Origin of the sequence: Pantoea sp. RIT-PI-b (assembly GCF_001187905.1) — a bacterium.
Lineage (GTDB): Bacteria > Pseudomonadota > Gammaproteobacteria > Enterobacterales > Enterobacteriaceae > Pantoea > Pantoea nemavictus.
Genome location: NZ_LGIS01000012.1, coordinates 431,847 through 448,636 on the forward strand (window position 1 = coordinate 431,847; position 16,790 = coordinate 448,636).

At 57.2% G+C, this 16,790-nt stretch carries 12 protein-coding genes; 9 read left to right on the top strand and 3 right to left on the bottom strand.

Annotation, left to right across the window (positions count from 1 at the left end; all coding sequences use genetic code 11):
- The first annotated feature begins 43 nt into the window (after nt 1–43).
- The 3 genes from AC790_RS03775 to AC790_RS03785 all read left to right on the top strand — a co-directional run bounded on the left by AC790_RS03775 (nt 44) and on the right by AC790_RS03785 (nt 4,386).
- Entirely contained in the window at nt 44–631 is a 588-nt protein-coding gene (locus AC790_RS03775) for a Yip1 family protein (protein ID WP_007887853.1), read from the top strand.
- A gap of 215 nt (nt 632–846) precedes the next feature.
- Complete coding sequence (pbpG, locus tag AC790_RS03780) at nt 847–1,776, top strand: D-alanyl-D-alanine endopeptidase (protein WP_007887852.1); 930 nt, start codon at nt 847–849, stop codon at nt 1,774–1,776.
- Nucleotides 1,777–1,941: 165 nt separating this feature from the next.
- A complete protein-coding gene (locus tag AC790_RS03785; RefSeq protein ID WP_049850947.1) occupies nt 1,942–4,386 on the top strand; it encodes a DUF3772 domain-containing protein in 2,445 nt (814 codons plus the stop codon).
- 131 nt (nt 4,387–4,517) lie between these two features.
- Here AC790_RS03785 and dld read toward each other — a convergent pair whose 3' ends face one another.
- Nucleotides 4,518–6,227 (bottom strand): D-lactate dehydrogenase, encoded by a 1,710-nt coding sequence (gene dld, locus AC790_RS03790; RefSeq protein ID WP_049850948.1) that lies wholly within the window; start codon nt 6,225–6,227, stop codon nt 4,518–4,520.
- 155 nt (nt 6,228–6,382) lie between these two features.
- Between dld and bglX the strand changes: the two genes are divergently transcribed.
- Together bglX and AC790_RS03800 are read left to right on the top strand one after the other, a co-directional pair.
- Nucleotides 6,383–8,680, top strand: a complete 2,298-nt coding sequence (gene bglX, locus AC790_RS03795) for a beta-glucosidase BglX (protein WP_049850949.1) — start codon at nt 6,383–6,385, stop codon at nt 8,678–8,680.
- 116 nt (nt 8,681–8,796) lie between these two features.
- A complete protein-coding gene (locus AC790_RS03800; RefSeq protein WP_049850950.1) occupies nt 8,797–9,666 on the top strand; it encodes an oxygenase MpaB family protein in 870 nt (289 codons plus the stop codon).
- Here the strand turns inward: AC790_RS03800 and AC790_RS03805 are convergent.
- A complete protein-coding gene (locus tag AC790_RS03805; RefSeq protein ID WP_007887845.1) occupies nt 9,658–9,954 on the bottom strand; it encodes a hypothetical protein in 297 nt (98 codons plus the stop codon). The two genes, AC790_RS03800 and AC790_RS03805, sit on opposite strands and share 9 nt — an antisense overlap.
- 225 nt (nt 9,955–10,179) lie before the next feature.
- On the opposite strand from AC790_RS03805, the gene AC790_RS03810 reads away from it, so the two are divergent.
- The 3 genes from AC790_RS03810 (at nt 10,180) to idi (ending at nt 14,113) form a co-directional block, all read left to right on the top strand.
- The gene (locus AC790_RS03810) at nt 10,180–11,292 is read left to right on the top strand and encodes a suppressor of fused domain protein (protein WP_049850951.1); all 1,113 of its coding nucleotides are present in this window, start codon (nt 10,180–10,182) and stop codon (nt 11,290–11,292) included.
- A gap of 152 nt (nt 11,293–11,444) precedes the next feature.
- On the top strand, nt 11,445–13,340 hold the full coding sequence (locus tag AC790_RS03815) for a methyl-accepting chemotaxis protein (protein ID WP_049850952.1): 1,896 nt from the start codon (nt 11,445–11,447) through the stop codon (nt 13,338–13,340).
- A 239-nt stretch (nt 13,341–13,579) separates the two neighbouring features.
- A complete protein-coding gene (idi, locus tag AC790_RS03820) occupies nt 13,580–14,113 on the top strand; it encodes an isopentenyl-diphosphate Delta-isomerase (protein ID WP_007887840.1) in 534 nt (177 codons plus the stop codon).
- A gap of 85 nt (nt 14,114–14,198) precedes the next feature.
- On the opposite strand, the gene AC790_RS03825 is transcribed toward idi, so the two are convergent.
- Nucleotides 14,199–15,665, bottom strand: a complete 1,467-nt coding sequence (locus tag AC790_RS03825) for an MFS transporter (RefSeq protein ID WP_049850953.1) — start codon at nt 15,663–15,665, stop codon at nt 14,199–14,201.
- A 215-nt stretch (nt 15,666–15,880) separates the two neighbouring features.
- Here AC790_RS03825 and AC790_RS03830 point away from each other — a divergent pair, with 215 nt between their 5' ends.
- The gene (locus tag AC790_RS03830) at nt 15,881–16,789 is read left to right on the top strand and encodes an ABC transporter substrate-binding protein (RefSeq protein WP_007887831.1); all 909 of its coding nucleotides are present in this window, start codon (nt 15,881–15,883) and stop codon (nt 16,787–16,789) included.
- Nucleotide 16,790: the final 1 nt, after the last annotated feature.

Consider the following 16,790-nt stretch of genomic DNA (forward strand, 5'->3'; position numbering starts at 1 on the left):
CTTTTGCTTTAGGGGCAGCCCATGGCATTAGAGGAGTAAACGTATGAATCATGTCTGGGGTTTACTGGCGCATCCGGGTCAGGAAATGCGCGATATCAAACAGGAAAATGAGAGCGTTTCGCACCACTACACCCACCATGTTTTGCTCATGGCGGCGATCCCTGTGATCTGCGCCTTCATTGGCACGACGCAGCTGGGCTGGAATCTGGGCGAAGGGCAGTTCGTACAACTCAACATGCTGACCGGTATCGGTCTGGGCATTCTGTTCTATCTGATTATTCTCGGCGGCGTGGCGGTGATGGGCCGCGTGATCCACTGGATGGCGCGTAATTACCCGCAGCGCCCAAGTCTGCAGCGCTGTACGGTGTTTGCCGGCTATGTGGCGACACCGCTGTTTCTCAGCGGGCTAGTGGCGCTCTATCCATTAGTGTGGCTGTGTGTGCTGGTGGGCGCGATCGCACTGGTATACACCGGTTATCTGCTGTATGTCGGCATTCCGGTGTTCCTGAGTATCGACCGCGATGAGAGCCTGCGTTTCTCCGGTTCAACATTGGCGATTGGCGTGCTGGTGTTTGAGGTGCTGCTGGCGCTGACGGTAATTCTGTGGGGCTATGGTCCAAGGTTGTTTTAGTGGTAGCCTGGTCGCCATGAATGGCGACCTTACAACACCTCTTCCGTGGGGTCGCCATTCATGGCGACCTTTTTAACGCCCGGAAACAATCTCGTTAAGAAATTTCTCAGGGAAGTGCGTATGATATCGCAGCCAGCCCGCATCCCGTCTGGTTTGTTGCGGGCGGCCTGTGTCTTAACACAGCGCAAAACTCCTTACCGGATTTTTTTGACACGATGTCTGCAAAAATGCGTATTTCCCTGCTGTCGCTGGCGCTGTTTGTCGCCGCGCCGGCTGCTGTGACGCCCGCGCTCGCTGCGCCGGCGGCGCTCTCAAACCTGGCGCCGATTGCCCAACCGCAAATCGCCTCCGGCAGTGCCATGATTGTCGATTTGGAAAACAACAAAGTCCTGTTTTCCAGCCATCCTAACCGCGTACGTCCGATTGCTTCACTTACCAAGGTGATGACGGCGATGGTGGTGCTGGATGCCAAATTGCCGATGGATGAGATGCTGTCGGTAGATATCAGCCATACCGCTGAAATGCGCGGCGTATTCTCCCGCGTCAAACTGAATAGCGAAATCAGTCGCCGCAATATGCTGCTGCTGGCGCTGATGTCATCGGAAAACCGTGCGGCTGCCAGCCTGGCGCACCACTATCCCGGCGGTTACGATGCGTTTATCCGCGCAATGAACGCCAAAGCGCGTGCGCTGGGCATGACGCACACGCGTTATGTGGAGCCAACCGGTTTGTCGATTCAGAACGTTTCCAGTGCGGAAGATCTGGTTAAGCTGGTGAAAGCCACGCGCCAGTACCCGCTGATTGGCGAGTTGAGTACCACCAAAGAGGACACCGCGGTATTTAAGCATCCGAATTACGCGCTGCCGTTCCGCAACACCAACCATCTGGTGTACAAAAACGACTGGCGTATTCAGCTCACCAAAACCGGTTATACCGATGAAGCCGGGCATTGTCTGGTGATGCGCACGGTGATCAACAACCGTCCGGTGGCGCTGGTGGTACTGGATGCTTTTGGTAAATACACCCATTTTGCCGATGCTAATCGCCTGCGCGACTGGCTGGAAACCGGCAAAGCGGCACCGGTTCCGGCCGCTGCGCTGGCGTACAAAAAGCAGAAGTCGGGCCTCACCGCCAATAACGAATAATTCTCCCGCAGGTGCTTTCGGGCACCTGCAAAAACGCTTATCGTTAGCGCCAATGTTTTACACCTTCATTCCTATAGTTTCAGTGTCGGCAACGTCTTAAACTAGCCGCCATTCACCTGCACACGTGCGTTTATCGGCTGTTATTACGCTGGAATCTTATTAAACATGTTCAAGTTCCGTTCCTTACTTACGCCATTTTTACTGCTGCTGGTGCTGTTAACCCCGGCACTGAGTTTTGCCGACGACAGCGCGGCAGCCGATCAGCAAGAGGACGCTGCGCCCAAAGTTAACGCGTCGGTCGAGCTGCCTAAGATGCAGAAAATACTCGACAAAATTAAAGGTCAGGTCTCGGGCGATACCAATGAGAGCCAGCTTAACCAGCTGAACGAGATGGCGCTGGAGCTCTCCGGCAATGCCGAAACGCTGGGGCAGGCGTTAATCCCGCAGCGCCAGCAGCTGGATGCCCAGCTGGCGGTGCTCGGCCCGGCGCCCAAAGCCGATAGCGGCGTGAAAGAGACGCCGGAAGTGACGCGCAAACGTGCGGCGCTGGAGAACCAAAAAGGCAAGCTGGACGATCAAATCAAGCAGGCTGACGGCATCAAAAACGGGGCGCTGGTGCTGTCATCGCAGATCGTTAACCTGCGTCGTGACCAGCTAAAAAGCCAGCTGGCGCTCAACTCCGGTAGTATCTTCGGCCCGCGCTTCTGGGCGCCGGTATTTAGCAGCCAGGATCTCGACGGCGAGAAGATCAGCGACTTTCGTGATGAATTGCAAGACACCGCGGCGCTGTCGTGGGAGTCGGGCTGGCGCTTTGGCACCATCGCCTGGCTGGTAGCGGCGATGCTGGTGATGACGATCGGCCGTCGCTACGGCGAAGAGTTTCTGGCGTGGGTGAGTATTAACAAAATGCCGGAAGGGCGTTTACGTCGTAGCTTCCTGGCCGCCACCATCGCCCTGACCACGCTTGCGGCAGTGGTGTTAACCTTCCACTTTCTTGCGCAGGCCTTTACGCGCCGCGATGAGGTCTCCGGCGACGTGCAGGATTTTGTCGACCGTTTGGTGCAGCTCAGCGTCTACTGCGGACTGATTGCCGGCTTAGGTCGGGCCTTTTTGTCAACGCGTCGACCAAGCTGGCGTTTGCCCGCCATCTCCAATGAAGTGGCGCAGGCGCTGAAGCCGTTCCCGCCCTTTACCGCGGCGCTGGTGTTTGTGTTCCAGACGGTTGAAGCCTTTAACTACAGCGTCGGCACCAGCCTGAATACCACTATTTTTGCCAACGGCCTGACCGCGCTGCTGATTGGCTGCACCGGCCTCGCCATCAGCATGCGCGTGAACCGTGTACGTCGCCGCATGGTGCAGGAAGGCCATCAGCCAGAAGCGCGCTCGACGATTGTGGGTCTGGTGCAGCTGGCGCTGATGCTTACCGCGCTGGCCATTTTGATCTCGCTGATCATCGGTTATGTCACGCTGGCACGCTTCCTCAGCTATGAGGTGATTTGGTGCGGCATTCTGTTTGGCTCGTTCTACTTCCTCAGCCATCTGGTGCAGGATGGCTGTGAAAGCCTGTTCTCCACCAGCAATGCCACCGGCAAGCGCCTGCAAAGCTCACTGAATATTGATGAGCGCCATTTGCAGCAGGCGGCGACGCTGCTGAGCGCGCTGGGTAAAACCTTGCTGATTGCTATTCTGGCGCTGGCGCTGCTCAACGGCACCTTCGCCTCCTCAACGCCGATTGAGCTGATTCAGAAGGTGATTGAATTCTGGGGCGGCAAAGGACTGGAGTCACTGAACATTGTACCGGCGCACATGGTCAATGCGATTCTGTGTCTGGTGGTGGGGATTTACGTGCTGCGTTCGGTGCGTCGCTGGCTGGACAAAGATTTCCTGCCGAAAACCACCATGGACGTCGGCATGCGTGTGTCGCTGGTGACGTTGTTCAGCAACATTGGTTACGTGCTGGTAATTCTGCTGACGCTGTCGATCATGGGCCTGCAGTGGAACAAACTGGCGTGGATTGTCAGCGCCTTATCGGTCGGTATCGGTTTCGGCTTGCAGGAGATTGTGAAGAACTTCATCTCCGGCTTGATTCTGCTGACCGAGCGTCCGGTGAAGGTGGGCGATCTGGTGAGCATCAGCGGTATCGAAGGCGACATTCGCCGCATCAACGTACGCGCTACCGAGATTCAGCTGGGCGACAAATCCACGGTGATTGTGCCGAACTCGCAATTTATCTCGCAGAATGTGCGTAACGCCACCATGGGCAATGCGCAGGGCGTGGTGACCATTCAGCTGACCTTCCCGCTGGATATTGATCCGGTAAAAGTGCGTGAAATTCTGCTGGAGGTTTATCAGGAGAACGAGCGCATTCTGGAGACGCCAGAGCCGTCGGTGTCGTTCAAAGATCTGACGCCAGCGGGTATCGTGCTGAGCGTCACCGGCAACGTCGCCGGTCAGCGTCAGATTTCCGGTGCCAAGAGTGATTTGCTATTCGATATTCTGACGCGTCTGCGCAAAGAGGGCATTATGCTGTCAACGCCGCAGACCATGATTATTGAACGCCGCGCCCTGGCGGCGGCTGCGCAAGAGCAGCAGGGCGAGCAACTGCCTTAATCACGTTGACGCACATTTTGTAGCGGCGCGATTTATCGCGCGCCTTTGAGCAAACCCGCGCAATAAATTGCGCCGCTACAGATTGGAGAAAGGTGGCCATTCATGGCCACCTTTTCAACAACCGCACACCCTCAAACCTTTACCGCCCAGCCCTTCTGCTTACTGGTTTTACCGATTCCCGGATTGAAACTATTGGTGGGATCCAACTGCTGATAAAACGCCTGCAGCTGCGGTTTCGCCTGATAAAGATGACCAACGTTATGCTCTGCCGGATACTCGGCACCGCGTGCGGCTAAAATCGCCAGCATCTTCTCCTTCAGCGCATGCGCATCCACGCCTTTCTTCACGATGTAATCCTGATGGAACACGTGACAGAAGAAGTGGCCGTAATAGAGGCGATGGCTTAAGTCCTTATCGAACTCGGCCGGCAGACGCTCAAACCACTCCTCATCATTTCGGCGTAGCGCAATATCCAGCGCCAGAATATCTTCCACTTCGTCAGCATGCACCGCGTGATAGCGCACGGCAGCACCGGCAGCGGCAAAGCGATGCAGAAACGCGTGCGCTCCCTCCTGGGCGTCGCAGGCAAAGAAGGCGCCGCCACCTTCGCGGAAGTATTCAGTCAGATACGCCTGCGCTTCGGCGACGCCGTCACCGGACATCTTCAGCATCAGGTGATGCTCATATTTATCGCGATACTGCTTAAGACGTTTGGGCAGATGCGCCGGTAACCAGCCACTGACGCGCTGCAACAGGCGATCGGTAAGATGCGGTTTCACCCAGCTCAGTTTGCTCAGCCAGGCATCAACGCGTCCTTTCAGAGTGAAAAACAGCGGCATTTTGTCGGTGCCGAGTTTGTCGATCATCACAAAGGTATCTTTACCGTACACTTCGGCGATGTCGAAAATGTCGCGATGCATATATTCGCCCGCCACCGGCAGATGCTTGAATTCTGCCAGAATATGACGGCGAATATCGCCCAGCTCTGCCGGATTGTTGGTGCCGATATAGAACACCTGCTGCTGGGGTTCGGTGGGGAAGGTATCCAGACGTACGGCGAACACCGCCAGCTTGCCGGCGCAGCCAGAGGCTTCAAACAGGCGACGTTCATCGGCGTTGAAGCGTGCCGGAGTATCGGCATTGATCTCACGCACGCGCTCGGCGTAATCATGATCGGAGGCGTGGCGCTCATCCCAGCGTACATCGTTTTGCTGCCAGCGATCGTCATCCAGCCGGCCCAGCATCTCTTCCGGCGAATGACCGAGATCGATACCGAGGTGATTCACCAGCTTGAGTTTGCCGCTGGCATCAATTTGTGCAAACAGCGCCATTTCGCTATAGGCCGGCCCACGTTTGATTAGCGATCCACCCGAGTTATTACAGATGCCGCCCATCACCGAGGCGCCAATACAGGAAGAACCGATCACCGAATGGGGCTCGCGACCCAGCGGTTTGAGCGCTTTTTCCAGCTGATACAGCGTGCTGCCGGGGAAGGCAAGGATCTGCTTGCCGCCATCAATTAGCTGCAACTTATCCAGCCGCAGGGTGCTGATGATCACCACCGGACGATCGTAATCGTTGCCGTTTGGCGTGGAACCTTCCGTCAGACCGGTATTGGCGGCCTGCATCAAAATGATCGCATCCGCGCTCACCAGCGCTTGCAACGCACGCCATAGCTCCAGCAGCGAGCCGGGGAAAATCACCGCCAGCGCCTCGCCTTCACCCGAGCGAAAACCTTTGCGGTAGCGTGCGGTCTGTTCCGCATCGGTTAACAGGTTCGACGAACCCAGCAGACGACGCAGTTCGGCGAGCAGAGTAGGGTGCGAAGTGTTGTTATTCATTGGCCTATCCTTGTCTTTAACATGGCGCTTCAACTGTAGCACGCGTCAGCGGCAGGGTCGCGGTGTGACATTGGCGGCTACCTGCTATCCTCATCTTGTGGCAAACTGCCCCGGTTATTTCGATATTGCGCAGTCACTTAAGAGAACCCGACCTGATGAAATGGATTTACTCTGTTAGCCTCGCTGTCTCCTTAGCCATGCAGCCCGCTTTCGCGGACGACCTGTTTGGCCCACATCCAATGACCGAACAGGCGCGTGACGCCTTTGTGAATCAGCTGCTCAGCAAAATGACCCTTGATGAAAAAATCGGGCAGATGCGTTTGATCAGCGTAGGGCCGGATACGCCGAAATCGGCGGTTCGCGACATGATTCAGCACGGTCAGGTTGGGGCGATCTTTAACACCGTGACGCGCCAGGATATTCGCGCCATGCAGGATCAGGTGATGGAACTCAGCCGCCTGAAAATCCCGCTGTTTTTTGCCTACGACGTAGTACACGGTCAGCGCACTATCTTCCCGATTCCGCTCGGCCTGGCGGCCAGCTGGGATCTTGATGCTATCGCACAGGTGGGCCGCGTATCGGCCTATGAAGCGGCGGATGACGGTTTAAACATGACGTGGGCACCGATGGTCGATGTGTCACGTGAACCGCGCTGGGGCCGTTTCTCTGAAGGCTTTGGCGAAGACACGTTCCTGACCTCGCAAATGGGCAGCACCATGGTGAAAGCCATGCAGGGTAAAAGCGCGGCGGATCGTTTCTCGATCATGACCAGCGTGAAACACTTCGCGGCATACGGTGCGGTCGAGGGTGGACGCGATTACAACACCGTCGACATGAGCCCGCAGCGGCTGTTCCAGGATTATCTGCCACCGTATAAAGCCTCGCTTGATGCCGGCAGCGGCGGCGTGATGGTGGCGCTCAACTCGCTGAATGGTACACCGGCCACGGCGGATGGCTGGCTGCTGAAAGAGGTGCTGCGCGGCGACTGGAAGTTCAAAGGCATCACCATCAGCGATCACGGCGCGATTAAAGAGCTGCTAAAACACGGCGTGGCCAGCGATCCGCAGGATGCGGTGCGCATTGCGGTGAAATCGGGCGTCGACATGAGCATGAGCGACGAGTACTACAGCAAATATCTGCCGGGGCTGGTGAAAAGCGGCGCGGTAAGCATGGCGGAAGTCGATGATGCCGCGCGCCATGTGCTGAACGTCAAATATGACATGGGCCTGTTCAACGATCCCTACAGCCATTTAGGGCCGAAAGAGAGCGATCCGCAGGACACCAACGCGGAAAGCCGTCTGCACCGTGCCGAAGCGCGCGACGTGGCGCGCAAAAGCATCGTCCTGCTGAAAAACTGGCATGAAACGCTGCCGCTGAAGAAAGACGCCACCGTGGCGCTGGTCGGGCCGCTGGCCGATAGCCAGCGCGACATTATGGGCAGCTGGTCTGCGGCAGGCGTGGCGAAACAATCTATTCCGCTGCTGCAAGGCGTGCGCAGCGCGATGGCGGGTAAAGGCACGGTGCTGTATGCCAAAGGCGCCAACATCAGTGATAACAAGGGCGTTCAGGACTTCCTTAATCTGTATGAGCAAGCGGTAAGCGTGGATAAACGTTCGCCGCAGGAGCTGATTGATGAAGCGGTGGCGCAGGCGAAAAAAGCCGACGTGGTGGTTGCCGCAGTGGGTGAAGCGCAGGGCATGGCGCATGAAGCTTCCAGCCGCAGTGAACTGTCGATTCCGCAAAGTCAGCAGAAACTGCTGGACGCGCTGAAGGCCACCGGCAAACCGTTGGTGATCGTGCTGATGAATGGCCGTCCGCTAACGGTGGTGAAGGAAGATCAGCAGGCCGATGCGATGCTGGAAACCTGGTTCAGCGGCACCGAGGGCGGTAATGCCATCGCCGATGTGCTGTTTGGTGATTATAATCCATCGGGCAAACTGCCGGTCTCCTTCCCGCGTTCAGTTGGCCAGATTCCGATTTACTACAACCATCTGCCAACCGGCCGTCCGTACAACTTCGCCAAACCGAACAAGTACACTTCACACTACTATGATGCGATCAACGGCCCGCTCTATCCGTTTGGTTACGGCCTGAGCTATACCACGTTCAGCGTGTCGCCGGTGAGGATGTCATCACGCACCATGCCGCGTAACGGTTCGGTGGATGCATCGGTGACCGTGACCAATACCGGTAAACGCGACGGAGCTACCGTGGTGCAGCTGTATCTCAACGATCCGGTCGCCAGCATTAGCCGTCCGGTGCAGGAGCTGCGCGGCTTCCAGCGCATCATGCTGAAAGCCGGCGAATCGCAGACGGTGAAGTTTAAGATCGATGTGGATGCGCTGAAGTTCTGGAACCAGAAGATGCAGCAGGTAGCTGAGCCAGGCAAAATCAACGTGATGATTGGTCTGGATTCTGTGCGTACCCAGGATGCGCAGTTTGATTATTTATAAGTAAGGTTGTTGCGCTCTTTGGCCCGGTCAGCATGAATGCTGACCCTACGTGTTATGCTTCACTGATTTTGTAGGGTCGGCATTCATGCCGACCGGGTCAACGAGCACATAATTCAATGAACATCCGCGAACGTATCCAACAGCAAGTCTTCCGCCTCAACGGCCTGTCACTCAATGAATTTGATATCTCGCAACCGCCCGGCGATCCTGGCTTGTTTGGTCCGGATCACGTTATCTGGCGCGTGCACGGCGATTTCACGGCGATGCTGTGCGGCGGTATCAGCGCCTTAATGTTGCAGATGCTGCATCCGGCAGCGCTGGCCGGCGTGTGGGATCACTCCAACTTCCGTCAGGACATGATGGGCCGCCTGCGGCGTACCAGCCAGTTTATCGCCGTCACCACCTTCGGCAATACCGTGGATGCCAATATTCTGATTGAGCGCGTCAAACGTATTCACCTGCGCGTTACCGGCATCGACAACGCCGGCAAGCCTTATGCCGCCAGCGATCCGCATCTGCTGACCTGGGTGCACGTTGCCGAGACCAGCCGCTTTCTGGCGGCGCATCTGCGCTACAAAAATCCGCAGCTCAGCCGGGAAGATCAGGATCGCTATTATCAGGAAGCGGCGCTGATTGCCGAAGCGCTCGGCGCGCAGCTGGTGCCGAAAAGCGTACCGGCGGTTGAGGACTATTTACAGAGAATGCGCCCTGAGCTGATCTGCGATGAGCGCACGCTGGAAGTGATGCAGCTATTAATCAATGCGCCTGCGCCAAGCTGGCAGGCAAAGCCGGCCATGCAGGTGATGCTGAAAGCGGGAATGGGGTTGCTGCCAACCTGGGCGCAACAGCAGATCCAGCAGCCGATTGGGCCGGTCAATCAGTGGCTGGTGGACCGGGAAATTGCGGTGCTTGCCGGGCTGCTGCGCTGGTCAATTCAGCGCGGCGCCTACACGCGCGCCATGCAGCGCATGGGCCGTTCAGGGTAGATTAAGCTCGTCCTGCTTTTTGGTATAGGTGCGTGGGGTGCGCGCTTCGCGCTGCAGCGCCAGCCGACGTTGCTGATGATGATGGATCAACATACCAAGCCCGACGCCAATCAGCGCCAGCGGTAATAAACTGAAGTAAATGTCCGTGGGCAACAACACCAGCAGTGCGGCGCCCGCCAGCATGATGCTCAGCGACGACATTACCCACGTATAGCGTATAAACAGCCACACTAACATCGCGCAGATAACCACGTCGCGCAGGTTCAAATCGAGGTTTTGCAGCACCATATCGGCAGCTCCGCACAGAGGAATGCGCCGACGATACCATGCGTGACGGCAAAAGAATCGCGAAATAATTTGAAGCGTGTCAGCGCGTTATGCTGGCACTGATCCGCCGTTTTCATTTACGCCAGCACGCACTTTGAGAGTTTTACCCTTGTGTCACATGGCACGAGTGCCGATCCTGCTCTATTCTCGGGGAAAATGGATTCCTCCAGGTAATATCGAGGCGTTATGACCCACCAACCTCTGATTGCTGAGGTGCCGAATCAGCAACACACACTAACCGCTATCGTCGAACAGGACGCGCGTACGGCCTATTTTTATATCTGGCCGAACGACCTGTTTCGTAGCCAATATGCGGTGCGCGGCTGCTGGCTGCGCAATCTGTTGCCTGCGCCGGCGCAGGAAGATCGTGAAGCGATGGAGCAGGGCATAGCGCCGCTGCTGAGTGCGGAGTACTGCCGTACGCTGGAAGCTGAGCCAATGCTCGATCCGGCCGGATTACAGGTGCTGTGGGAGCCAAGCGATGACGGTGCGGCGTTATGGTATTACGGTCAGCTGCTGGCGGTGATCCCCGGCTGGAGCCTGTATCAGGACAAGCAGGTGAGTTTCTCTGCCGCCTGTATCAAAGAAAATCGCCTGACCGCACCGCTTGGATCGGCTTCGACCAACGACTATTACGCGCGTGCCGAACAGCAGCGTCATTTCTGGCGCGACTGGCACGACGGGCATCTGTGGGATGTGGTGCAGCGCGAGCTGATGCAGTGTTATCAGGCGCAGTTTGGCGAATCGGTCAAGTATTACTCCATCGATCAAGGCAACTGGCCGCCGATGGCGATTTCGCAGCATTTACACAACGGCGTTTGGGTTTTTCTCACTCTTGGTATGGGGATTCGCCCAATGCCGCAGGTGGATCACCTGTTTGATGAGCTGGCCCCGCAGTATCGCCGCGTTGAACTGGCGATGGCCGTAGACGGAGAAGTGATGACCGAAGCCAATGCGGTGCAGATGGCGAGCGCGCTGGCAGAGTTTGCGCATCTGCCGTGGGCGCGGCTGACGTGGATTGGCGAAGGCCATACGCTGGCATCAGAAGTGGCACCGGTGGGTTTTGAAAGCTTCCTGCTGGCTAATGATTTGGCGCCGGAAGCTGCGCAGTTTCGCTTGCCGAAACGCGATGGTGACCGGGTGAATTTGCTGTGGTCAACGCCGATAACCGAAGCCGAACGCCAGTTCGCACAAGCCGACGATCGCGGTGGCCAGCAGTTGCTGCAGCGTTTGCTGGCGGACGGGAATAATCATATTTTCCGCCCGCGTCAGGAAGTGGTGGAGCCGCCCGCACCCTAAACCCGGTCGGCATTAATGCCGACCCTACGATTTTAAATTATCACTCAAATCAACTATTTCACTGCTTTGTGATCGCGCTCACCTCAAGATCCCCATTAACACGCCGTTAACCTCGATCAGGCAACTCGCCAACCAGGGTAAGGGCACACATAATGTTCAAAACAACACAATCCCGTTTCACCGCGACGCTGGTCGCCTTTTTTGCCGGGCTAATGCTGATTACCGTGCTGGTGATCAATCAGTTTATCGCCCCGCAGCTCTCTCATAATGAAAGCCGCCTGGTGCGCTACGAAGTGGACGGCCTGGCCGGACGCATCATCGAGCAGATGAACCGTGTGCAGGCGCAGCAGCGTGCTATCACCGAAGCGGCTGGCGTGATGGACAGTGCGACCATCGATACCTTGCTGCCCGCCTTAGTCAACCAATATCAGGACAGCAATGTGTTCGGCGGTGGCATCTGGCCATTACCGAATCGTCGCGATCCGGCGAAAGAGAAAAACAGCTCGTTCTTTGCGCGTAACGCCAGCAATCAGCTGCAGGTCAACACCTACTGGAACTCAGACGCCGCCGACAAATACTGGGAACAGTCCTGGTACAAAGATGGCCTGGCCGCCCCAAAAGGTCAGTGCGCCTGGGCGAAAGCCTATCAGGATGCCGCCAGCCCGCAGCCGCGTACCAACTGCGCCATGGCGATTTATCGCGACGGCACCGCGTGGGGCGTCGCGACGATTGATGTGACGCTGGGCTTCTTCAACCAGCTGGCAAAACAGATGGGCGAGGCGATTCAGGGCCGCGTACTGATCGTTGAAGCCGATGGCAAAGTGGTTGGCAACGCCGCGCTGGTGGAGGGTGCGCCGAAGCTGGAAAATCTTGCGGATACGCAATTGCCGATGGCCGCCGCGTTGAAAGGCTTGTTAGCGCAGGCGGGCAGCCAGCCGACACAAACCACCTTTGCAGGGGAAGATGGTGAACACACGCTGTTCCTGCAGGCGATAGCTGGCAGCCCGTGGTATCTCGCCAGTGATGTGCCCTCCAGTTTGCTGGATGCGCAGACGCATAGCATGTTGACGCGTCTGGGTCTGGTGCAGATCCCGCTGGCGGTGATCCTGCTGCTGGTGCTGCTCGGTTTCGTGCGGGCGATGATGAAACGCCTGGCGTTGCTGCATCGCAACATCGAAGCCTTGTCGACCGGCGGTGCCGATCTGACGCAGCGTCTGCCTGCCAGCAATAGCCCGGAATTCAACGCCGTGGCGCAGAGCTTTAACCAGTTCATCGCTTATCTGCAGGGGCTGATGCGCCAGGTGGGCGACAGCGCGCTGGCGATCACCTCCGCTTCGCGTGAAATCGCCAGCGGCAACGCCGATCTCTCAGCGCGCACGGAGTCGCAGGCCAGTTCGATCGTGGAGACCGCCGCGTCGATGGAAGAGCTGACCGGCACCGTACGGCAGAACGCCGATAACGCCACGCACGCCAATCAGCTGGCCGACGGCGCTTCACAAGTCGCCGCGCGCGGTACCGAAGTGGTGCGTCAGGTGGTGAGCACCATGGGAGCGATTAACCAATCGTCGCGTAAAGTGGTGGATATCATTAGCGTCATCGACAGCATCGCTTTCCAGACCAATATCCTGGCGCTCAATGCGGCGGTAGAAGCCGCACGAGCCGGTGAGCAGGGCCGCGGATTTGCCGTGGTGGCCTCGGAAGTGCGCAATCTGGCGCAGCGTTCGGCTAACTCGGCGCGTGAAATCAAAAAGCTGATTGAGGAGTCGGTGGCGAATATCGATACCGGCAGCCAACTGGTGGAGCAGGCCGGGCAAACCATGGATGAGCTGATGCAAGGCGTCAGCAGCGTCACCACGCTGATGAGTGAAATCATGTCGGCGAGCCGCGAGCAGAGCATGGGTATCGATCAGGTCAACGTGGCGATTACTCAGCTGGATGGCAGCACCCAGCAGAACGCCGCGCTGGTTGAGCAGGTCTCTGCCGCCGCGCAAGCGATGGAGCAGCAGAGCGTCCAGCTGGAGCAGGTGGTGCAGAGCTTTAAGTTGTAATCGACTCGGTCGCCATGCATGGCGATGCTACACAATACGGTCGTCATTGATGGCGGCGACCGTATTACACACCGCCCGCATCTCCTCTGTTAACCCCTTTTTCCGCCTTTTTGTGCTGAAATGTCCGCAGGCTGCTACGCTTTACGTTGCCCACGTTAACGCACGGAATATGCGCTATTTCCTCCATTAACGCCGGGGAGGTTGTGTACAATAGCTGCGAATTTTCCGAAGGAGTTGTCATGTCCGCCATTGAAGTTATTCTCGTCGACCACCTCGATCGCCCTATCGGCCAAATGGAAAAGCTGGAAGTGCATGAAAAAGGATTGCTGCATCGTGCGGTGACGGTTTACGTGTTCAATTCGCGCCATGAGGTGCTGCTGCAGCGTCGGGCCAGTGGGAAATATCACTGCGGTGGGTTATGGAGCAACACCTGCTGCAGTCATCCCTATCCGCAAGAGTCGACCCGTGATGCCGCCGAACGCCGTCTGCGTGAAGAGATGGGCATGAAACTTACGCTAACGCCGGTGTTTGAACTCAGCTATAACCTGCCGCTCAGCAACGGTTTAACCGAGCATGAATATGGCCACGTGTTTTTCGCCATCAGCGATGAGCAGCCGGTACTCAATCCGGAAGAGGCTGATGCGTGGTGTTATCGCTCGATTGCTCAAATTCAGCAGGAGATGGCAGAAAACCCCGAGCAGTTTACGCCGTGGTTCCTGCACACCTTCCCGCGCATCCCCAATACGCTCGGCGATTTCCGCCTGACCGCATAATTGCACACTCCGTAGCGGCGCGATTTATCGCGCAATAAATTGCGCCGCTACAACACGTGCGCTCGGTGAAGTCAGTGTTTAGGTATCACTGAAAATCTTCCGCATCCACGTCGTAGCCCGACGGCTCCCAGCGAATCGCCAGCAGCGCCAGCAAGCCAATCAGTGGCGCCAGGAAGATCACCCAGAACACGCCAGTACCAAACGCAGCGACCAGCAGGGGGAAGGCAAACAGCGACACGGTTGAACTGCCGCGCATCAGCGTCTGGTTGAAGCCAACGCCCACGCCGCGCAGCGAAGCCGGATAGCTCAGCGAAGCAAACGTCATGGTATGCGAGCCGGGACCAAAGCCCTGACCAAACAGGAACAGTGCCAGCATGGCAATCGCCACCGCCGCTTGTTCGCCACCTTCCGGACGACCAATCAACGCTAATCCCAGCAGCGCTACGCACTGACAGGCGTAACCGGCAACCGACATCTTCCACGCACCGAGACGTGGCACCAGCCGCACCGCCAGCAAGCCGCCAACAAACGCAAACAGCAGATTAAGCGCCAGCGACACCAGAATTGTGGTCAGCATCGATTGCGCAAAGAAGCTTGAGATGATCACCGGCAGGCCAAACGCCACCGCGTTATAGGCAAACGATGAAGCGATTGACGTCACGGTGGCCAGAATAGTGCGGCGGCGATAGACGCCCTGCAGCAGCGCACCGTAGTTGCGCCAGCTGGCTTTGCGTACCGCTTTCTGCGGTGTCAGATCGGCATCCTCCGCCACCTGCGCGTTGATGTTGTAGGCGTTGCGCAGAATCTCTGCCGCGCCTTTCAGGTTGCCCTGATTGGCGGCCCAAATCGGCGATTCACTCATGTAGCGGCTGCGAATGGCAATGATCAGCAGCGCGGGCACCGCACCAAAGCCCAGAATTAAACGCCACAGCCAATCGGTGTGGGTTTCCGGCAGTACCGCATACAGCAGCAGTACCAGCAGATAGGAGATACTGATCGCCGCGTACCACGTCGGACACCACATCGCCACGCTGGCGGCTTTGTTGCCTTGTCCGCGCAGCTTCGAAAACTCGGCAAGAAACGCCATCGCCACGGGCAAATCGATGCCAACGCCGAGTCCCATCACGAAGCGTGCACCGGCCAGCACATATTCGTTCGGTGCAAAGGCACAGGCTAATGCCGCTACCACGAAGAAGAACATATCGGCCATAAACACCCGATAGCGGCCAATTTTATCGGTGAGATAGCCGCCAATTAAGGCACCGACAATCGCGCCAAAGGTGATCGCCGAGGCCACCATGCCGGTGCCGGCAGGCGTGAGCTGGAACTCGCGCGTCACGTCTTTAATACCAAAGGCTAATGCGCCGAGATCGTAGGCATCAAGAAACACGCCGCCCAGCGCAATGGCGATGACAATGCGCGCGTTGCTGCGCGATTCGTCGCTGTTATTAACCAAACCGGAAATGTCGGCCGCGCTGCGAATCCATTTGGTCTCACCGGTGGGTGTATTCCCTGCCTGCGCCACGTGCGCCGGAGAAGCTAAATCGGTCATGATGTTTTGTAATTTATTGTAATGAGTGGGACGGTGAGCATAAGCCGCCGCCTCGGCATTAAAAATTCAATTTGGTTATATGAACTGCGTTTTGGTTATAACCAACCCGCTATCGATAGCAAAAAAAGCACGAAGTAAGCTGCTTGACCGCGCCCATCGCTATTCGCCAGGCTACGCTTGATAGTCACACAATGAAAACAAATGAGGGAAGCGAGATGATAAAGCAGGGTTTATTGGGGATGATGGCGCTCGCCATGAGCGTGGGTGCGGCGCATGCGGCGGATCCGGTGAAGGTTGGCTCTAAGATTGATACCGAAGGCTCGTTGCTCGGCAATATCATCCTGCAGGTGCTGGATAAACACGGGGTGAAAACGGTTAACAAAATCCAGCTCGGCACTACGCAGGTGGTGCGCGGCGCGATTACCGCAGGCGAGCTGGATATCTATCCGGAATACACCGGCAACGGCGCCTTCTTCTTCAACGATGAGAAAGATGCGGCGTGGAAAAATGCTCAGCAGGGCTACGAGAAGGTGAAAAAGCTCGATGCTGACAAAAACCAGCTGGTGTGGTTGACGCCAGCGCCAGCCAACAACACGTGGACCATCGCGGTGCGCGGCGACGTGGCGCAGAAGAATAACCTCAATTCACTGGACGATCTCAGTGCATACCTGAAAAAAGGCGGCACTTTCAAACTGGCGGCATCGGCAGAATTTATCGAACGTAGCGATGCGTTACCGGCGTTTGAAAAAGCTTACAACTTCAAGCTGGAGCAGTCGCAGCTGCTGTCGCTGGCGGGCGGTGACACCGCGGTGACCATCAAAGCGGCGGCGCAGCAAACCTCCGGCGTGAACGCCGCGATGGCGTACGGCACTGACGGTCCGGTGGCGGCGCTCGGCCTGCAAACCCTGAGCGATCCGAAAGGCGTGCAGCCGATTTACGCGCCTGCACCGGTGATTCGCGCCAGCGTGCTGAAACAGTATCCTGAGATCGGTAACTGGCTGCAGCCGGTGTTCAGCAAGCTGGATGAGAAAACCCTGCAACAGCTGAATGCGCAGATTGCGGTCGATGGTCAGGATGCCAGTCAGGTCGCGAAACAGTGGTTACAGCAGAATAAGTTGCTGTAAA

Excerpts from the sequence above, each read along its gene's own strand:
- AC790_RS03815 (WP_049850952.1), top strand. The coding sequence starts at position 11,445 with ATGTTCAAAACAACACAATCCCGTTTCACCGCGACGCTGGTCGCCTTT.
- AC790_RS03830 (WP_007887831.1), top strand. The coding sequence starts at position 15,881 with ATGATAAAGCAGGGTTTATTGGGGATGATGGCGCTCGCCATGAGCGTG.
- AC790_RS03800 (WP_049850950.1), top strand. The coding sequence starts at position 8,797 with ATGAACATCCGCGAACGTATCCAACAGCAAGTCTTCCGCCTCAACGGC.
- AC790_RS03775 (WP_007887853.1), top strand. The coding sequence starts at position 44 with ATGAATCATGTCTGGGGTTTACTGGCGCATCCGGGTCAGGAAATGCGC.
- bglX (WP_049850949.1), top strand. The coding sequence starts at position 6,383 with ATGAAATGGATTTACTCTGTTAGCCTCGCTGTCTCCTTAGCCATGCAG.
- idi (WP_007887840.1), top strand. The coding sequence starts at position 13,580 with ATGTCCGCCATTGAAGTTATTCTCGTCGACCACCTCGATCGCCCTATC.
- AC790_RS03810 (WP_049850951.1), top strand. The coding sequence starts at position 10,180 with ATGACCCACCAACCTCTGATTGCTGAGGTGCCGAATCAGCAACACACA.
- dld (WP_049850948.1), bottom strand. The coding sequence starts at position 6,227 with ATGAATAACAACACTTCGCACCCTACTCTGCTCGCCGAACTGCGTCGT.
- AC790_RS03805 (WP_007887845.1), bottom strand. The coding sequence starts at position 9,954 with ATGGTGCTGCAAAACCTCGATTTGAACCTGCGCGACGTGGTTATCTGC.
- AC790_RS03785 (WP_049850947.1), top strand. The coding sequence starts at position 1,942 with ATGTTCAAGTTCCGTTCCTTACTTACGCCATTTTTACTGCTGCTGGTG.
- AC790_RS03825 (WP_049850953.1), bottom strand. The coding sequence starts at position 15,665 with ATGACCGATTTAGCTTCTCCGGCGCACGTGGCGCAGGCAGGGAATACA.
- pbpG (WP_007887852.1), top strand. The coding sequence starts at position 847 with ATGTCTGCAAAAATGCGTATTTCCCTGCTGTCGCTGGCGCTGTTTGTC.